Source organism: Nocardia sp. NPDC004123, from assembly GCF_053603795.1.
On sequence record NZ_JBSGGG010000002.1, the window covers coordinates 273,132 to 288,815 of the forward strand.

General features: G+C 68.9%; 11 protein-coding genes. 3 read left to right on the forward strand and 8 right to left on the reverse strand.

Annotated elements, in window-relative coordinates; translation table 11 throughout:
• The first annotated feature begins 7 nt into the window (after nt 1-7).
• Entirely contained in the window at nt 8-526 is a 519-nt protein-coding gene (locus ACWEQQ_RS03685; protein ID WP_452338341.1) for a YbaB/EbfC family nucleoid-associated protein, read from the forward strand.
• A gap of 1 nt (nt 527) precedes the next feature.
• On the opposite strand, the gene ACWEQQ_RS03690 is transcribed toward ACWEQQ_RS03685, so the two are convergent.
• Entirely contained in the window at nt 528-1,196 is a 669-nt protein-coding gene (locus tag ACWEQQ_RS03690) for a hypothetical protein (RefSeq protein WP_452347007.1), read from the reverse strand.
• Between ACWEQQ_RS03690 and ACWEQQ_RS03695 the strand changes: the two genes are divergently transcribed.
• Together ACWEQQ_RS03695 and ACWEQQ_RS03700 are read left to right on the forward strand one after the other, a co-directional pair.
• Nucleotides 1,195-9,564 carry an alpha/beta hydrolase gene (locus tag ACWEQQ_RS03695; RefSeq protein WP_452347008.1) on the forward strand — a complete coding sequence of 2,790 codons (8,370 nt, stop codon included), beginning with the start codon at nt 1,195-1,197 and terminating at the stop codon, nt 9,562-9,564. The genes ACWEQQ_RS03690 and ACWEQQ_RS03695 overlap by 2 nt on opposite strands.
• A gap of 56 nt (nt 9,565-9,620) precedes the next feature.
• Nucleotides 9,621-10,094, forward strand: a complete 474-nt coding sequence (locus ACWEQQ_RS03700; RefSeq protein WP_452338338.1) for a hypothetical protein — start codon at nt 9,621-9,623, stop codon at nt 10,092-10,094.
• 30 nt (nt 10,095-10,124) lie between these two features.
• Here ACWEQQ_RS03700 and ACWEQQ_RS03705 read toward each other — a convergent pair whose 3' ends face one another.
• The 7 genes from ACWEQQ_RS03705 to ACWEQQ_RS03735 all read right to left on the reverse strand — a co-directional run bounded on the left by ACWEQQ_RS03705 (nt 10,125) and on the right by ACWEQQ_RS03735 (nt 15,669).
• Nucleotides 10,125-10,442, reverse strand: coding sequence for a PE family protein (locus ACWEQQ_RS03705; protein WP_452338337.1), 318 nt, complete (start codon nt 10,440-10,442; stop codon nt 10,125-10,127).
• Between the two features lie 57 nt (nt 10,443-10,499).
• Nucleotides 10,500-11,750 (reverse strand): hypothetical protein, encoded by a 1,251-nt coding sequence (locus tag ACWEQQ_RS03710; protein WP_452347009.1) that lies wholly within the window; start codon nt 11,748-11,750, stop codon nt 10,500-10,502.
• Nucleotides 11,747-12,064: a type VII secretion target gene (locus tag ACWEQQ_RS03715; protein ID WP_452338335.1), complete on the reverse strand. Its 318-nt coding sequence runs from the start codon at nt 12,062-12,064 to the stop codon at nt 11,747-11,749. The genes ACWEQQ_RS03710 and ACWEQQ_RS03715 overlap by 4 nt, the downstream gene beginning before the upstream one ends.
• A gap of 161 nt (nt 12,065-12,225) precedes the next feature.
• Nucleotides 12,226-12,576, reverse strand: coding sequence for a toxin-antitoxin system YwqK family antitoxin (locus ACWEQQ_RS03720; RefSeq protein ID WP_379394533.1), 351 nt, complete (start codon nt 12,574-12,576; stop codon nt 12,226-12,228).
• A gap of 94 nt (nt 12,577-12,670) precedes the next feature.
• Complete coding sequence (locus ACWEQQ_RS03725; RefSeq protein ID WP_452347010.1) at nt 12,671-13,033, reverse strand: hypothetical protein; 363 nt, start codon at nt 13,031-13,033, stop codon at nt 12,671-12,673.
• Nucleotides 13,026-13,805, reverse strand: a complete 780-nt coding sequence (locus ACWEQQ_RS03730) for an ESX secretion-associated protein EspG (protein ID WP_452347011.1) — start codon at nt 13,803-13,805, stop codon at nt 13,026-13,028. Before ACWEQQ_RS03730 ends, ACWEQQ_RS03725 begins: the two co-directional genes overlap by 8 nt.
• Nucleotides 13,806-13,809: 4 nt before the next feature.
• On the reverse strand, nt 13,810-15,669 hold the full coding sequence (locus tag ACWEQQ_RS03735) for a hypothetical protein (RefSeq protein ID WP_452347012.1): 1,860 nt from the start codon (nt 15,667-15,669) through the stop codon (nt 13,810-13,812).
• Between the last annotated feature and the right edge of the window lie 15 nt (nt 15,670-15,684).

Here is a 15,684-nt window from a genome sequence, read left to right on the forward strand (position 1 = left end):
CGGCGAAATGACCGGGCACAACGGGGAAGTCGCGAAGGCCGGAATCGTCGAGGAACTCACCACGCAGCTGCGGGCGATCGCCGAGGCATCACGCCAGCGCACCCAGCTCACCGCCACCGGCACCGCGGCGGGTGGACGTGTGCGGGTCACCGTGAACGCAGACGGGGTGGTGATCGCGACGCGCTTCTCCTCCGATATCGGCGAACTGACCTACGACGAAATCGCGAAGGCGACGACGACCGCCGCGCAGAGCGCCGCGCTCGACGTGGCGCGGCAGGGGCGAGAACTGTTGCAGCCGTTGCGGGACAAGCGCGCACGCATGCCCAAACTGTCGGATCTGATCCAAGGCATGCCGGATCTCGAATCCCGGGCGCCGACCATCGAACCCGCCTCGCTCGCTCCCCCGCAGTCACGGGAACGACTGTCTCAGCTTCGCGAGGCCGCGCCCGACTTCGGCAATGCCGTCGGCTACGAGGCGTGGACCGAGAGGCAGGAGAATCGGGGAGCCACCGACTCGGGGTGGTGAATTACTCGGGGGTCCCGCGCAATTCGGGATAGTGGGTGCGCTGGTAGGGCGACAGCTCCGAGATCAGGAGCTGGCCTGCGCCCTGGCAGATCGGGCAGACTCGGGCCCCATAGCATTCGGGACACATCTCCCCGTCGGGCAGCCGACCCCGGCCGCCGCATTCCGGGCAGAAGCCCAGGCCGCCGCACTCGTAGCAGAGGACGAAGCCGGGAGACAGGGTCTCGGGAGTGCGCACCGGGTCCGGCAGCCGGAACTCCTCCGGGTCGCGGAGCGCCAGCGCCGGGGTCCGGCCGCTGAACATCACCGCCGAAGTATGGTCGCCCACACGCACTTCGATGCCGATGCCGTCACGCTGACCGGTGACCACCACGGCGGGTTTCGGACCGGTGGAGTCCTGCGCCTCACCGACTTCCCAGCCCGCCGCGCCGAGGAGAGCGGCCGCGCGCCGGGCGATATCGGCGGCCGAGACGGTCGCGGGACGCTCGCCGCGGATCAGGCCCGAGTACTGGTAGCGCGGTGGCTCGCTCCATCCGACGATCGTCGGCTCGTCGAGAAACAGCAGGCGGAGGTTGGTTTCCGGGGCCAGGTCGGTGATGAGCTCGACCAGCTGCGCACGCAGGACCGCACCCAGCCGGTCCAGTTCTGCCCGCGCTCCCGAAATCTCGCCCATGCGGCCTCCTTCCCGCCGGACCCTATCACCGCCGGGTGTACCCGGGCCGGTCACCGGCAACTCATCTGGCGTTCGTGTTGAGTTCACCTGCTTCCTTGTGGCACAGTCGGTCTCGCCAAGATCAGAACCGACCGGCGTGAGGTGGCCTGTGGCGCTGGAGTTTCCATCGTGGCTCGAATGGCTGAGCTGGTTGGTGGGCTCCGAATGGCCGCATGGCAACGAAGACACCATGTGGCAGATGGCCCGTGACCTGGAATCGGTTGCGGGACAGGCCGACGACCTACTGCAGGACCTCGACCACCTGCTCGGTGCGCTCGACAAGGCCTATCCGGACGGCACCGGCGGCGAAGAGATCATCAAATGGCTAAAGCCGCTGCGCTACGGGGACGACTCCGGGCACGGCTCGGTCAAGGAATTCGGCGACAACTACCGCCAGCTGTCCACGGCCGCCGACGGATTCGGCGATCAACTGCAGTCGGCCAAGCTCAACTTCTATATCGCGGGCGGGTGGCTGCTGGGCGAGCTCGCCTGGGCCGCGGCCACCGGGCCGTTCGCGCCCGAATCGGAGGCCGCGGTATTCGCCTCGGCGCGCATCGCGTTCCGTGAGCTGGGCGAGGGGTTCGTCAGGCGGATCGAGAGCATGATCGAAGGCCGGATCACCAATGCGCTGCTGAAGCAGGTCCTGCCGAAGCTCATCTACGAGATCGGCCAGGGCGCGGTGACTTCCGTCATCCAGTCCACCGCGCAGGAACTGCTGGTCGAGTCCATCCAGAATCTGGACGGGCACGGGCACGGCTTCGACTGGGGCGCGATCGGGAAGAACGCACTGGTCGCCGGACTGTCCGGCGGTGCGGGCGGCGCGATCGGCTTCGGCGCGAACCACGCCCTGCCCACCGAAATGGGCGGCTGGAAGGGCGCGTTCAACGGCGCGCTCACCGGCGCGACCGCCGGGGTGGGCGGCGCCGGAGCGGGCTGGCTCGCCAATGGACTGGTCAACGGCGACTGGAGCTTCGACCCGCGCTCCATGACCGGCGGCGCGTTCGGCGGGGCGGGACCCAGCGGCCTGCACGGATACAACGGCGACACCAACCACAACGGCCCGATGCGGGGGCACGACACCGGCGACGGCAGCACGCATCTCCCCGGTGAAACCACCACCAAACCCGCCACATTCGACCAACCGGGCACCACCCCGGACGGGCACACCCCCGGAGCCGACGCCAACGGAAACGGGCACAATACGGCCGGGGACCCGAGTGTCGGACAGCACGGCACTCCCGCGGACCCGAACGCCAACGGACAACACGGCACCCCCGCCGACCCGAACGCCAACGGACAACACGGCACCCCCGCCGACCCCAGCGCCAACGGACAGCACGGGAATCCGGGCGATTCGACCGGCGAGCGGAGCGGCGACAACGGTCAGCAGGCCGGTGGCCCCCAGCTGCATGCGGCCAGTGCCCCGACGGCGGCCGGCCCGGCACCCGTCGACCATGCACACGACCAGCAGGCCGACCACGGTGGCGACTCCAACCGGTCCGACAACAACGGCTCGTTCACCTCCGACGGCAGGCGCGAGCGACTGGACGCGAACGCGCAGGACAACGGCGGCGCAACTGATTCCCCGTCGCAGCGTTCGGCCGACACCCAGTCGGTCGGCGACCACTCGGGCTCGCCATCCGGCGACGCGGCGCGGCCCGACGCGAGCGGCACTCCGGAGCATCGTGCCGGAGACGCGACGGCCGCGATGGATCCGGCTCGTACACATGACACCGGGGTGGATGCGCGCACACCGGAATCCGTCTCGGACCACACCTCGGATCCGTCCAGTGGAGCGAATTCCACGACCGCGACGAACTTCTCGAACGACGGAACCACCCGCGCCGACGGCGAACCCGCCAAGGGCGCGACGACCTCGTCCACGCACGGCGCACCCGGCGAGGCTCGCGCACCGGCGGGAGACCCGGCCAAATCGCCTGTCGCACCGCGCGATCCGCTCCGGACCCCGACGGACGGCAGCACCGCCAGGCCGGCCGACGGCACGGCGCCCAAGCCCACGGACGGCAGCCCGCCCAGGACCCCCGACACCCGCGCCGGGGTCGACCGCGCCACCCGGCCGGACGCCCCGGTGCAGGCGACCCGCACCGGCGTCGAACCGACCGCACCGCGCGCCGAGCCGGTCTCCACCGGCGACCACGAGCAGCACGTGGACGCGCACGCGAGCGGACCGAACGATTTCCTGAACCTGTCCGGCGAGCCCACGCGCCCCGGCGATCACCACGAATCGCCCGGTGATCACGCGGATTCGCCCAACGCGCACCCCGACGGGGCGACCATCCTCCCGATTCCCGTCGACCCGCCCCAGCACGCGGACCGCAACCGACCCGCGGACTCACGCGGATACAACGTCGCCGCGGCGGGTCCGGTCGGCGATTTCCATGGAGATGCCCGCACCGAGGGCGATCTCACGCCCGATGTCGTGCACAAGCAGATTCAGGACAATCTGCGACTCATCGCCCCCGAAGGGGTGGCCTGGAATCCGGACGAGAACCACTTCGTCCTGTCGAACGGGCGCATCGTGCGGATCGAGGTCGGTGAGACCTCGAACGGGCATGTGGCCGAATTCGAGCCCAGCGCGGACGGTTACGACGTGCGGGTGTCGAACAAGGCTCGCAACGAGGACGTCGTGCGCGCGCTCGCACACGAAATGGCCGAGATACGCCTGTCGCAGGACGACGACATCCTGATCGATCGGCGGGACGATCGGCCCACCCGCATGTCCACGCACCTGGGCGGCCGCTTCGCCGAATTGCGCACGCTCACCGCCCATGTCGATCGAGCCGTCATGGATCCGGCCCGGGCCGCCGAGCTGCCCGGGCTGCGCCATGACCTGCACGATCTCATGGACCACCTCGGATTCCACGATCCGGCGCACGCACCGACCGTGGAACGCCTACTGGCCGCGCACGATCCGGACCTCGCACACCGGATAGCGCTCGAACAGGCGGGCGTCCTCTCCGATCGGCCGACCTTCAACCAGCACCTCACCGAGGACGAATTCCAGCACGCCGCGGAGAATCATCTCGCCCGGCTGCGTGAACTGATGGCCGGCGAGCACGCCGGCGATCTGTTGCGCGCCGAGGAGCAGGGCTTGAACGGCCGTATGCGCGAGGAGCTTTCGCGGCGCCTATTCGAGCGGCTCTTCGAGGAGGAGGCCAGGCCCGCCCGGGGCCAGGTGCCCGGCCTGCTGAAGGCGCTCAATCCGATCAATGCGGCCATCAACCATCCGACCCTGCGCGGCCCGGAGCAGGCCGCTGCCATCCATCGGGCCATCGACGGCTTCCACGACGGCATGCCGCGGGCGGCGCGCGATGCCCTCGGCCCGGAACGCTTCGCGCAGATGCACGCCGCCGCCGATGCTTTCGCGACCGCGCCCGACCGCATCACCGCCACCATCGATCACGCGACCGGGCGGATGGACGTCGGCGGAGAGCACACCACCCTCACGGACTTCCTGCGCGGCATCGACCGCGCCAACCGCGCGGCGGCCGAGCACGGGCTCAATATCGAGTACACAGTCGTCCTGCACGATGCGGTCGACGGCCTGTCCACGGTCGAGGTGATGCCCCGCCCGCAGCCACAGCATCGGCTTCCGCTGGAGCAGTATCGGTTCGGCGAGCACAACGAGCCCATCGAGCGCCAGCCACGGCCCTCGGTTCCCGCGGCCGCGGCGGGTGGTCACACCATCGATGTCGGTGTCGGCCGCGGCGCATTCGCGGTCGAGATGACCCCGGCGGCCGACCGCGCCGGCGGCGGGCTGATCATCAAGACCGAACTCGCGGATGCCGCGATCGGCGCCCAGCGCCGCCGTGATCTGGGCCTGCTCGACGCCGGGCCGCTCATGGAACCCGGCACCGTCATGGTGTACGGCGACATGTTGGGCAATGGCCACCTGCTCGGCGGTGATATCGCGCGGGTCTTCATCAACAATGTCAGCGCCAAACTCCCGGATGCGGCGTATCACGCCATCGCCGGGCATCTTTCGGAGATCCTCGCGCCCGGCGGACGCGTCGAGATCCAGTGGGACATGAAACCCGACAAGGTCGGCGGCGATCCCGGTACTCGCTACCACATTCTGGGCACCAAGCTGTGGGAGGCGCTGGAAGGGGCGCACCGGGAAGGTGCGAACCCGTTCAAGCTCATCGAGGAAAAGGATTTCGAGCATCCCGGAAACCGGGACTACTACTACACAATCGACGCGGGCGGCAGCAACAAGTTGCCGCACGAGCGGATGGCCGAATACTCGCCGCCACAGCCCGAGCATCGCTGGACCATCTCCTACGAGCCGGACGCCCCCGGGACACACGAGCACGGGAACGCGAGCCCGATCGGCGACTTCCACGGCGATGCCCGCGAGGGCACGGAGCACCTCCAACCGGAATTCGTCCACGAGCAGATCCGGGAGAATCTGGGGCACATCGCCCCGGAGGACGTCGTGTGGAACCACGACGAACAGCACTTCCGGCTCCCCGACGGCCGCACCGTCGACGTCCGGATCGGCGCCACCAAAGACGGCAACGTGGCCGAATTCCATGCGCGGGCAGACGGTTCCGGCTACGAGGTGGTGCTCTCGGAACGCGCACGCGATGTGGACGTGCCACGCGCGCTCGCACACGAACTGGCCGAGATCCGGCTGGCACAGGACCCGCACATCCTCGTCGACCCGCACAATGATCGCCCCTCGACGATGACCAGCCACCTGGGCGGCCGGTTCGCCGAAATGCGGGTGCTCACCGAGCACATCGACCGCGCGAACGCCGATCCGGCGCACGCGCACGAACTTCCGCGTCTGCGCCGGGACCTGCGCGAGCTCGCCGGCCACCTCGGCATGCACGATCCCACCCATGCCGACACCGTGCGCCGACTGCTGACCGAGCACGATGCTCAGCTCGCGCACCGCTACGAGCTCGAAGAGCAGGGCGGGCACGATGCCGGTCACGCGCACCCGAATATCCCTGAGGCATACCTACATCCGCAGACTGTGCACACGCACGATCATGAGGCGGCCCCGACCACCACGGACACCAAGCCGCTCGCGGACCTGAACGAGCATCCTGGTGGCATCGGGAAGATCGGCGAACTCATCGCCACCGTCGACGGCAGGCCCGTCGAGGAGCATGTCGACAAGATCGCGCGCGAGCGGGCCGCCAAGATCCGTGCCGCGGCCGATGAGTTCTCGCAGCAGCCGGGCGAGAAGCCGGTCAAGACACAGAAGCGAGTGGCCAAGGCTCAGGCCGACGGCACCTACGTGGGCCCGAAGTCGCACGGCAACGTCACCGCCGCGGTGGTCGACCTGCGGACCGGTATCGCCTACGAAGGGATCAACGGCAAGCAGAACGAGGTCGTCCCGAAGGACGAGCGCCATCCCACGCTGCAGGCCAATATCGACGCGATGAAGGCCGCCGGGCTGGCGCGTCCGGAGGGTGGCTACCCCAACTTGAGCCGCGACGGCAGACCCGAGAGCAAGACCTATCCCGGCTATCCCGAAGGGGTTCGGCCCTACCCGCACTTCGACCGGCCCTGGGGCCACGCCGAAGTCAAGGCCGCCAATGCGGCGCTGTGGGCGCGGGAGCGGGCGAACCTGGAACTCCGCAGGCAAGGGCGGCCCGAAATGCCCACCGGCCCGGAAGCCCTGGGCGAAATGTATTCCCAGACCTACAAACCGTTCGAGGGCGACGCACCGAAGGCCACCCCGTACTGCGCCAACTGCAACCACAGCATGGGCGAATGCCACAACTTCAGTGGCCGCTACGCCGACTTCCCCTCGGGACCCGAGAACCTTGTCGATGAATTCCGCCCATCGCGGTCCGCCCTGGATCCGCCCGGCGGACCGTCCGAACCGCGCGGGCTCCCGCCGACAGCGGAACCCGCTCACCCCGTTGAGGCTTCACCCACCGGGGAGCCGGTAGATCCCGCCGCGGCTTCACGTGCCGAGGAGCGGACGACCCCGATCGAGGCTCCGCACGCGGATCCGCCGGCCGAGCACGGCACGGCGAGTCCGGTCGGCGAATTCCGCGGTGACGCGCGCCCGGCCGGGATGGCGGATCTGACATTGGAATCCGTGGTCGGCAAGGTCGAGGGCAATCTGCGGCTCATCGAGCCCGAGGGCGTGGCGTGGAACCACGACACCGGTCGATTCGAGATGACGCACGACGGCCGCCCGATCGACATCACCGTGGGCGTCGGCCCGACCACCGACAATGCCGTCGCCGAATTCCGCGCGCGCACAGACGAATCCGGGCACATCACCGGGTACGACGTCAAGGTTTCCCCGCATGCCCGGGACGAGGATGTCGTTCGGGCCGTCGCGCACGAGCTGGCCGAGATCCGGCTGGCACAGGACGAGAACGTGGTCATCGATCCGGTCGACGATCGGCCGACGCGAATGACCTCACATCTGGGCGGCCGCTTCGCCGAACTCCGGGTGCTGGTCGAGCAGATCGGCGAAGGCGTCGCGGAGCGCGTCAAACCCAATGCCCTGGCGCCCCTGCGCCGCGATCTCAACGATTTGATGTACCACCTGGGACTGCACGATCCGGAGCACGCGCCCACCGTGGAACGGCTACTGGCACAGCATGATCCGGATCTGGCACGGCTGATCGACCAGGCGCGTATTCCGGATCCGGGCATCCTGCGACCGGGACCTGTCGATCACGACGCCGCTCCCACCGCGCACGATCTCGGCCGCATCCGGCAGTTGCACGAGCTGGCCGAACGGCTGCCGGAGGGCCACGACGAGACCCGTCGCGAAGCGCTGGCCCTGGTCGAGCAACTCGGATTGCGGGAGGGCACACCGGGCGCGGCCGAGCGCCGCGCGATCGTCGCCGAACACCTCGGCGAGCACGCGCGCAACCGGGTCGACGAGCTGCTCGCCGATGTCGGCCGCCCCGACACCGAATTGTCGGCCGCCGATCGGGAGCACGTCGAGACGGTCCGGCTCGAACGCCGGGCGGCGGACGCGCTCGACTTCCTGTCCATCCCGACCCACGGGGCCGTGATGAAGACCCACATCGAGTACCGACGCGAAATGGCGGGCTATCTCGAGCACCTGCGCGAAATGGCGGACCATCCCGCGCAGGCACACGAAACAGGCGGCCCCGCAACGGACTCCGGACCGATCCGGCTCGTGGGCGACCACCATACGGTCGAAGACGTCCGCACCGGCGAACGCTGGTTCCGGTGGCCGCCCGGCACGGAGGAATACCCCGCCCACACGCCGGTACCGGAGGTCGGGCTGCCCACCGATCCGGACCACCGGCTGCCGACCGATCCGGCGCAGCTGCACGAGGCCTGGCAGCACCTCTCCCCCGAGGAGAAGGACGCCTGGCACCACGCGGATCCGTTCATCGGAAACCGCGACGGCATACCGCATGCCGATCGCGACCGGTACAACCGGCAGACCCTCGAGATGCTGCGGCACCAGACCGAGCAGGACATGCTGCGGGCTCAGGCCGAACCGGAGACACCGCACACCCTGGCCGAGCGCAAGCTGATCAAGGACCGCCTGGACATCATTCGGGACATCCGGGAGAACTACCTCGACCTGCCGACCAAGGAAGGCATGCCCGAGGTCCACCTGGCCTATATCGACGAGAAGCTCCAGTACATCTATGCCCTGGGCGATCCCGATACCGCCGACCACGTGGTCGTCGAAATCGCGGGCGCGTTCCGGCGGCGCAGCGGTGTCGGCTACGCGCTCGAGACGCTGGCGCAGGTGCGGCAGGCCGCCCTGGCGATCGATCCGCACGCGGAGACGTCGGTGATTCTGTTCGGTGCCTACAACAACCCGAATTCGCTGATCCAGGCCATGCATTCCGAGCACGCCGAGGGCGGCGCGGCCAAGGTGCGGGAGTTCCACGACGGGCTGCGCGTCACCCATCAGGGACCGCCCGCGAACATCACCACCTTCGCGCACTCCTACGGCGCCGTCACCGCGGGGCACGCGGCCGGACACGGACACGAACTGAACACCGACGCACTGGTTTTCATCGGCAGCTTCGGCACCGGCGTCACCAATGTCGGAGATCTGCGCCTGACCGGTGTCGATCCGGCCGAGACCGGCGATCATGTGTTCGCGACCCTGGCCGAGTACGACTCGCTGGTAATGATGCCGCCCACCCACGGTCCCGCACCGACCGATCCGGAGTTCGGCGCTAGGGTTTTCGAGTCCGGCACCACCCCCAGCCGGACGCGGCTCGGCTGGAACCCGGACGACCACGGGGGCAAGAACTACTTCAATTCCAACCATCAGCCATCCTGGGACAGCCTGGGACTGATCATCACCGGCAGGACCCACCTGCTGGGCTGAGTGGTCGGGCACCCGAGGGAATCGACACCCGGTTGAATCAACGAGAGGAGGACGGAATGCCGACAGTGACAACGCAGGCCGCCGCCCGCGCGCAGCTGGTGCGGCACTTCGAGGCGACGCTGCGGGCGCTACCCACGGAAATGGCACTGGCGCTGCGCCATCCGGACCTGCCCAAGGCGGTGTTCCACGACGGCGTCGCACTGTCCTGGGACGGCAACGATCCCGACGACGGGCCGAAATTCCTGGACATCCGGTACTGGGTGCTCGGCACCGCGCCCGAGGCGTCGGATCGGTACTTCGATCTGGTGCTGCGGGCGTGGAGCGAACAGGGCTGGTCGACGCGCATCGGGCGAGAGGTGATGCCGCGCAGCGGCTATGCGAATACACCTGACGGATACGGATTCGCCCTCACCCAAAGCGTGAACGGATACCTCAGCCTGGCCGGGACGACACCGCCGTTCGACCCGGAATCGGATGCAGGCGACCCCATGCCCGCCCGCATCGAGCACCCCTCCGCGCCGCCGCTCTGAGTAGCCCAACTCTCGGGGCTCCGCCGCCGGTCAGAGGTTGGTGAAGTCCGTGGAGTTGTCGACCTCGACCTGGCCGAAGGTGTTCGCCTGATTGCGCACCACGGCGGCCAGCTTGCGTAGCTCGTCCACGCCGAGTCCGCTCTGCGTCACAAAGGACGCGCCGACCGTGGTGAGCGTGTCGGCCGCGGCGAGTGACACCTTGTCGGAGCCCGCGGCGGGCACCGAGAGGGCCTGGGTGTCCGCACCCAGGGCGGCCTCCAGCCGATCGGCCATGGCATCCAGGTCAGCGGCGGCGGACAGCACCGTGTCCGCGTCGAAACGCACACCGCCCAAGTTGAATTCGCTCATCGTCCCTCCCTTTCCGCGCGAATCCTACCCGCTCGCGCCGACAAACATCGACCCGGTTCACTGGGCCGGGCGCGGGCCGTTGGTGCCGACCGCGCCGACCACCGGGACACCGGTGTAGCCCAGCTCGCCGACGACCTCGTCGCCGTGCTCGGCGGTGACCATAGTGGTGCGCACTTCTTCATCGGCGTCACCGGCCTGCGCGGCCGCGCCGGCGCCCATGGGTGGCGCCATGCCACCACCCATGCCGGACGCGCCGGTGGCCGGCATCGGCACGGGCGCGGGGACCGGCGGCGTGGTGGTCGCGCTCATGGTGCGGGGGCTGGCCTGGCCGAGCGGCGCCGAGGGCGTGCCCAGGCCACCCAGACCGCCCATCGGCGCGAGTCCGCCACCACCGAAAGCGCCCGAATCCGTCCGCGCGGCAACCGGTTCCGCATCAGGCGTCGGCTGCACGTCGGAGGTCTGGCTGATGGACTGGAGCTGCTGCAGCTGTTGCACGCCCGTGCTCGCGGCGCTGCTCAGCGGGGAGATCAGGCCCAGCAGCTGTGACACCTGCGAGAGCGAGTCCACGCCCTTCGGGGCGTTGGTGACCTTGACCTTCTGTCCGGCCGTGGTCATATTGGCGCTGTGCACCGTCATCTCGGTGCGGGTCTTGGCCACCACCGCGGTCGCCTCGGCCGCAGTCTCGCTGGCCAGGGACAGCAGGAACGCCTGCCCGGGCGGGGTGCCGATGAAGGGTGCCGCCACCGTGACACCGGTGACGAACTTGGTGATGATGGCCGACATCAGGGCCGCGCCGGTGGCCACCGAGGTCGCCGCGCCGGCCATGACCGTCTTCTGGTGCAGGTTCTGGCCTTCCAGCTCCAGCGCGTTGGTCTGGGCCGCGGTGCCCTTCTCCGCCGCGCCGGTCGCGCCGGAGCCCTGCCACGAATTCGAGCCGGCCAGCGACATGACCGACTGGGCGATCGACATCACCTGCTGCAGCGCGCTCGAGACGCCCGAGAGCATCTTCGACGCGTCCAGCCCCTGACCCAGCTGGCCGGTGCCGAACGCGGACGCCAGATCGGTGAGCGGCTTGGTGAGCGCGGTCAGATCCAGGGTCGGCAGCGGCGGCATATCCGGCAGCGGCGGCATGGCCGGCAGCTGCGGCAGCGCGGGCAGGCCCAGCGTCTGCAGGACATCGCCGACCGGGCTGTCCAGCAGCGGCGCGAAGTTGGTGTCGCGCAAGGCATCCGCCACCGACTGGGCGCTCGCCGCAGCGGGCGTGGCCTGCACGGCGCCGGTCGAGCCCTGGTCGAAGGGCGTACTCACAGGTCCCGCGATAGGGAGAGAAAATCGACTCCGGCGGCGTCGTCGACGGCTTCGTAATCGGCCGCCGCCTGGTAGGCGGTGACCGCCGTCCCCGCGTGCACGGCGGCGAGTTCGGCGACCGACGTCAGGTGATTGCCCTGTGCGCCTGCGTAACTCAGCAAGAAGTCCTGACCGATCAGCCCGAACACCGGCACCAGCCCGGCGACCGTGGCGACCTGGTCGACCGCGGCGGCACCGGCGACGGCGCTCGCCATCGTGGCCGAGGCCTCTCCGTAGGCGCGAATCGCGTCCGGTGTGGCAACGAGGTGGCTCATGAGACCCCCATCAGGAAGATCATTTCGAATTGAACTATACAGAGCGGATATTCGCCCGGTATAGCGAAGAGTTCACGAACAGCCCAACGGTCCGGTGAACGCCAAGTATTCCGCAGGTTACCTGGCTCGTAGCGGATGATGTTGCCGCACCGTGAATTTGGTCATCGGCGGGTCGTCTTGTCCATGGTCTGTTCACCGGTGGCGTTCCAGCGTTGCCGGACCAGCACCCGGCCCTGGTCGTCGAGCACCACCCGCTCCTTGAGGTGGCCGTTCTCGTACCAGTACTGCCACTCCCCCACCGCGGAGCCCATGCGGGTCACGCCCTCGGACCGCTTGCTGCCGTCCGGCCACCACTCGTGCTGGGGTCCGTCCTCGACGCCGTCGTCGTAGGTGAACAACAGCACCAGTTGCCCGTTGTCCGCGTACTTCTCGACCTCGCCGGTGTAGGGCTCGTCCTCGTAGCAGATGCGCCCGTAGTCGTCGAGCTCCACCTGATCGCGGCTGATTCGCATCGTCTACTCCGTCGCGGGGGTCATGACACGGCCGGTCGGCCTCTGATCGAACGGGACCACCCTAACCGGATGGGCGGGCGCGGACCGGATCGGCTCAGATCGGGCGCAGCCAGCTGTCGGGCTCCGTCTCGTACTCCTGTTCCTCGACATATTCCTGGCGGGTCACCTCCTCCATGGTCGGCAGGCCGGTCAGGGCCAGCAGTTCGGGCGCCAGACCGGCGGCCTTCAATTGGGCGCGGCGTTCGATCCCGGCGCGGGCCGCGGACTGGCGGCACAGGCGCAGGATCTCCGCGGCCAGCAGCTCCGGGTCCTCGCGCAGACGATCGCGTTCCACCGAAAGCGCCCGGGGCAGGCCCTGTTCCGTGGTGGTCACCACGATCGAGCCGGTCCGCGAGGACAGCGTGAACTCGGTCGGGAAGTCCGTGGATGCCACGGGCACGCTGTTTCCTTCACTCATCGGCGATCACCTGCACCACCTCGGTGATATGGGCATTCAGGGTGGTCACCAGGCGGCGGCGGTCGGCCGCGGCGGCCACCGGGGGATGCTCGCCGGTGACCACATAGCGACCGTCGTCCTCCAGGTCGCGCCACTCCAGGCGGTAGCGGGCGATGCCGCGCGGGCCGAAACGCGAACGGCCCTGCACCACATCGATGGTGCCCATGCTCGGCGCGGGTGCCGCCAGGAAGTCGGCGGCGCGGGTGACGACCGTTCCCTCCAGGGTTTCGTGCGCGGGCGACATGCCGAAGTCGTAGTCGGTGTCGTCGGTGTCCTCGGTCTCGGCGAGCACCAGATCACCGAAGTCGCGGCCCGCCGGGGTGTCCGGCAGCGCCGCCACCACCCGGTCGGCCAGCTCCTCGGCATAGAACTCCGAGAGCGTGAAACCGCTCCCGTGCCGGTAGGTTTCGCCCGGATGCTGCACCAGCAGGTAGCCGGCGTCGCCCGACCGGACGCCCAGCAGGCGGATGCGGGCGGACGCGGAGAGCAGCTCCCGGCCGTCCCAGCCCTCCACCTCGACGCGCACCTCCGGCATCAGCATCGCCTGCAGCACCGCGGCGTAGTCGGCCTCGCGGGTCAGCAGACTCTCCCGGGCGCGCGCCATGTTCGCCAGATGGTCGTCCCACCACTCGGTGCGGCTGGCGAAGGTCAGCGGGTACGGCAGGAACTCCTCCTCCAGGCCCTGCCACAGCGACAGGAACTCGAGATCGGTGAACTTCCAGGTCCGAAGCACGGATTCAGCCCTCGACCACCGGCTTGGCGACGATGGGCGCGGTGCCCATCGCCTCGTCCAGGTATTCGCTGGAGTCCAGGAACTCGGGACGCTTGTGCTCCTTGCCCTGGCCACCGTGCGCACCGCCACCGCCGTGACCCATGCCGCCCATGCCGCCACCGCCCATGCCGCCCGCGGCGGAACCGGAAGCCACACCCGCGCGGGCGGCTCCGGCGATGCTGCCGTCGATCGCTTCCTCCGCCACGGCCGCACGGGGGAACAGCCGGGCGTTGGCCACCTCGGCCAGCGGTTTGATCGGGGAGCCGCCCGGGCCGCCACCGCCGGGGGAACCGCCCCCCGGCGCCTTGAGATTGTCGAGCAGATTGGTCAGCGGGGAATCCTTCAGCGCGTCCTTCAGGTCCTGTGTCTTCTTCTGGTCGGTGGTCTGCGACCCCTGCGACGTCATCGACTGCAGCGCACTCTGCAGGCCCGAGAGCGCGGACTGACCCGAGTTCGACGAGGAGCTCGGATTCGACGAATTCGTGTTGGTGCCATCGGGATTCGAGCCGTTCGGTGATGTGCCGTTCGGGTTCTTACCCGTCGGGTCGGTCTTGCCGCCGTTGGGATCCTTGGCGTCCTTGCCGTTGGGATCCTTGGCATCCTTGCCGTTCGGGTCCTTGGCGTCCTTGTTCTTCGGATCGTCCTTGCCCGGATGAGCGTCCTTGGGATCGGTCTTGCCGCCCGGCTTCTTCGCGCTCGGGTCACCCGCGCCGCCCCCCGGACCGCTCGGCGAGACATTGCCGCGCGGGCCGCCGCTCTTGTTATCGGGCCCGGGCCCGGTGTAGTCGTTGCGCGGGGATCCCGAGTTGTCGTTCTTCGGCGGAGCGGTCGGATCCACCAGGATCGGAATCGTGGTGCTGGAGTTGCCGATTCCCGGGATGTACCACGCGGTGAAGGCGGCCGTGCCGGTATTGATGATGTAGGTCTCGGTCGAGGTCCCGCGGTAGCTGTCGTCCCAGATCGTCGGCATGGCCGCCTTGGTCTGGTTCAGCCAGGTCGCGGTGTAGAGCAGGTTCTCGGACATGGCGTACAGATCCGTCGAGAAGGCCTTGGCCTGGGCCTCGAACTGCTGCGATGCCGCGACCGCGGCATCGGCGCCCTTGCCCGTCCAGTGGCCGTCGGACTCCAGGCGTTTGACGCAGCCGGAGAGGGTCTCGAAGGACGAGGAGATCACCTGCGCGATCCACTTCCACAGCGCGCTGCGGTCGGCGATCGGCGTCGGATGGATGCCCTGGCCCACATCGAAGAACCATTTGCCGTCATGATGGGACGGGTCCTCGGAACCGATGGCATCGGTGTAGCGGCCCGAGGTCGCCTTCCCGACCGCGGCCATGTCGCCCATGCCGTTCGCGTCCGAGGGTGTCGGGGAGGACGAGTCCGACCAGCTGTCCAGGGCCGTCGCGCCGTCGAGCGGGATGCCGTCGAACGTCACGTCGACATTCGCCTGGGTCTTGATGGCGTCGAAGTCCGACTTCGATTGGTCGTCGGTCATCCGGTAGGTCTTGCCCGCGGCCACGAAGGTGTCGCCCATGGAGTTCAGCATCGTGATGTAGTCGTCGATGATGCCGCCGACCCGCCCGCCCTCCTTGGCGAACCGGTCCTCCAGGTTCAGCGCCGACTGCAGGATGCTGTTGTCGCTGAAGCCCGTGTACTGGTTGAGAAGGTAGGTGTAGCCCTTGGCCGCGTTCAGCGAGGTGATGGCCTCGGCGGCGTACTTGGCGCCCGCCTCGGCCGAACCCGGATCCAGCTGCAGGCGGTCGTGTTTCGCGTGCGAGTCCGCGGAAAGATCGCGCCAAGGGTTGTAGAACTTGTCGCCGTCACCCATGTACCGCTCCTAACT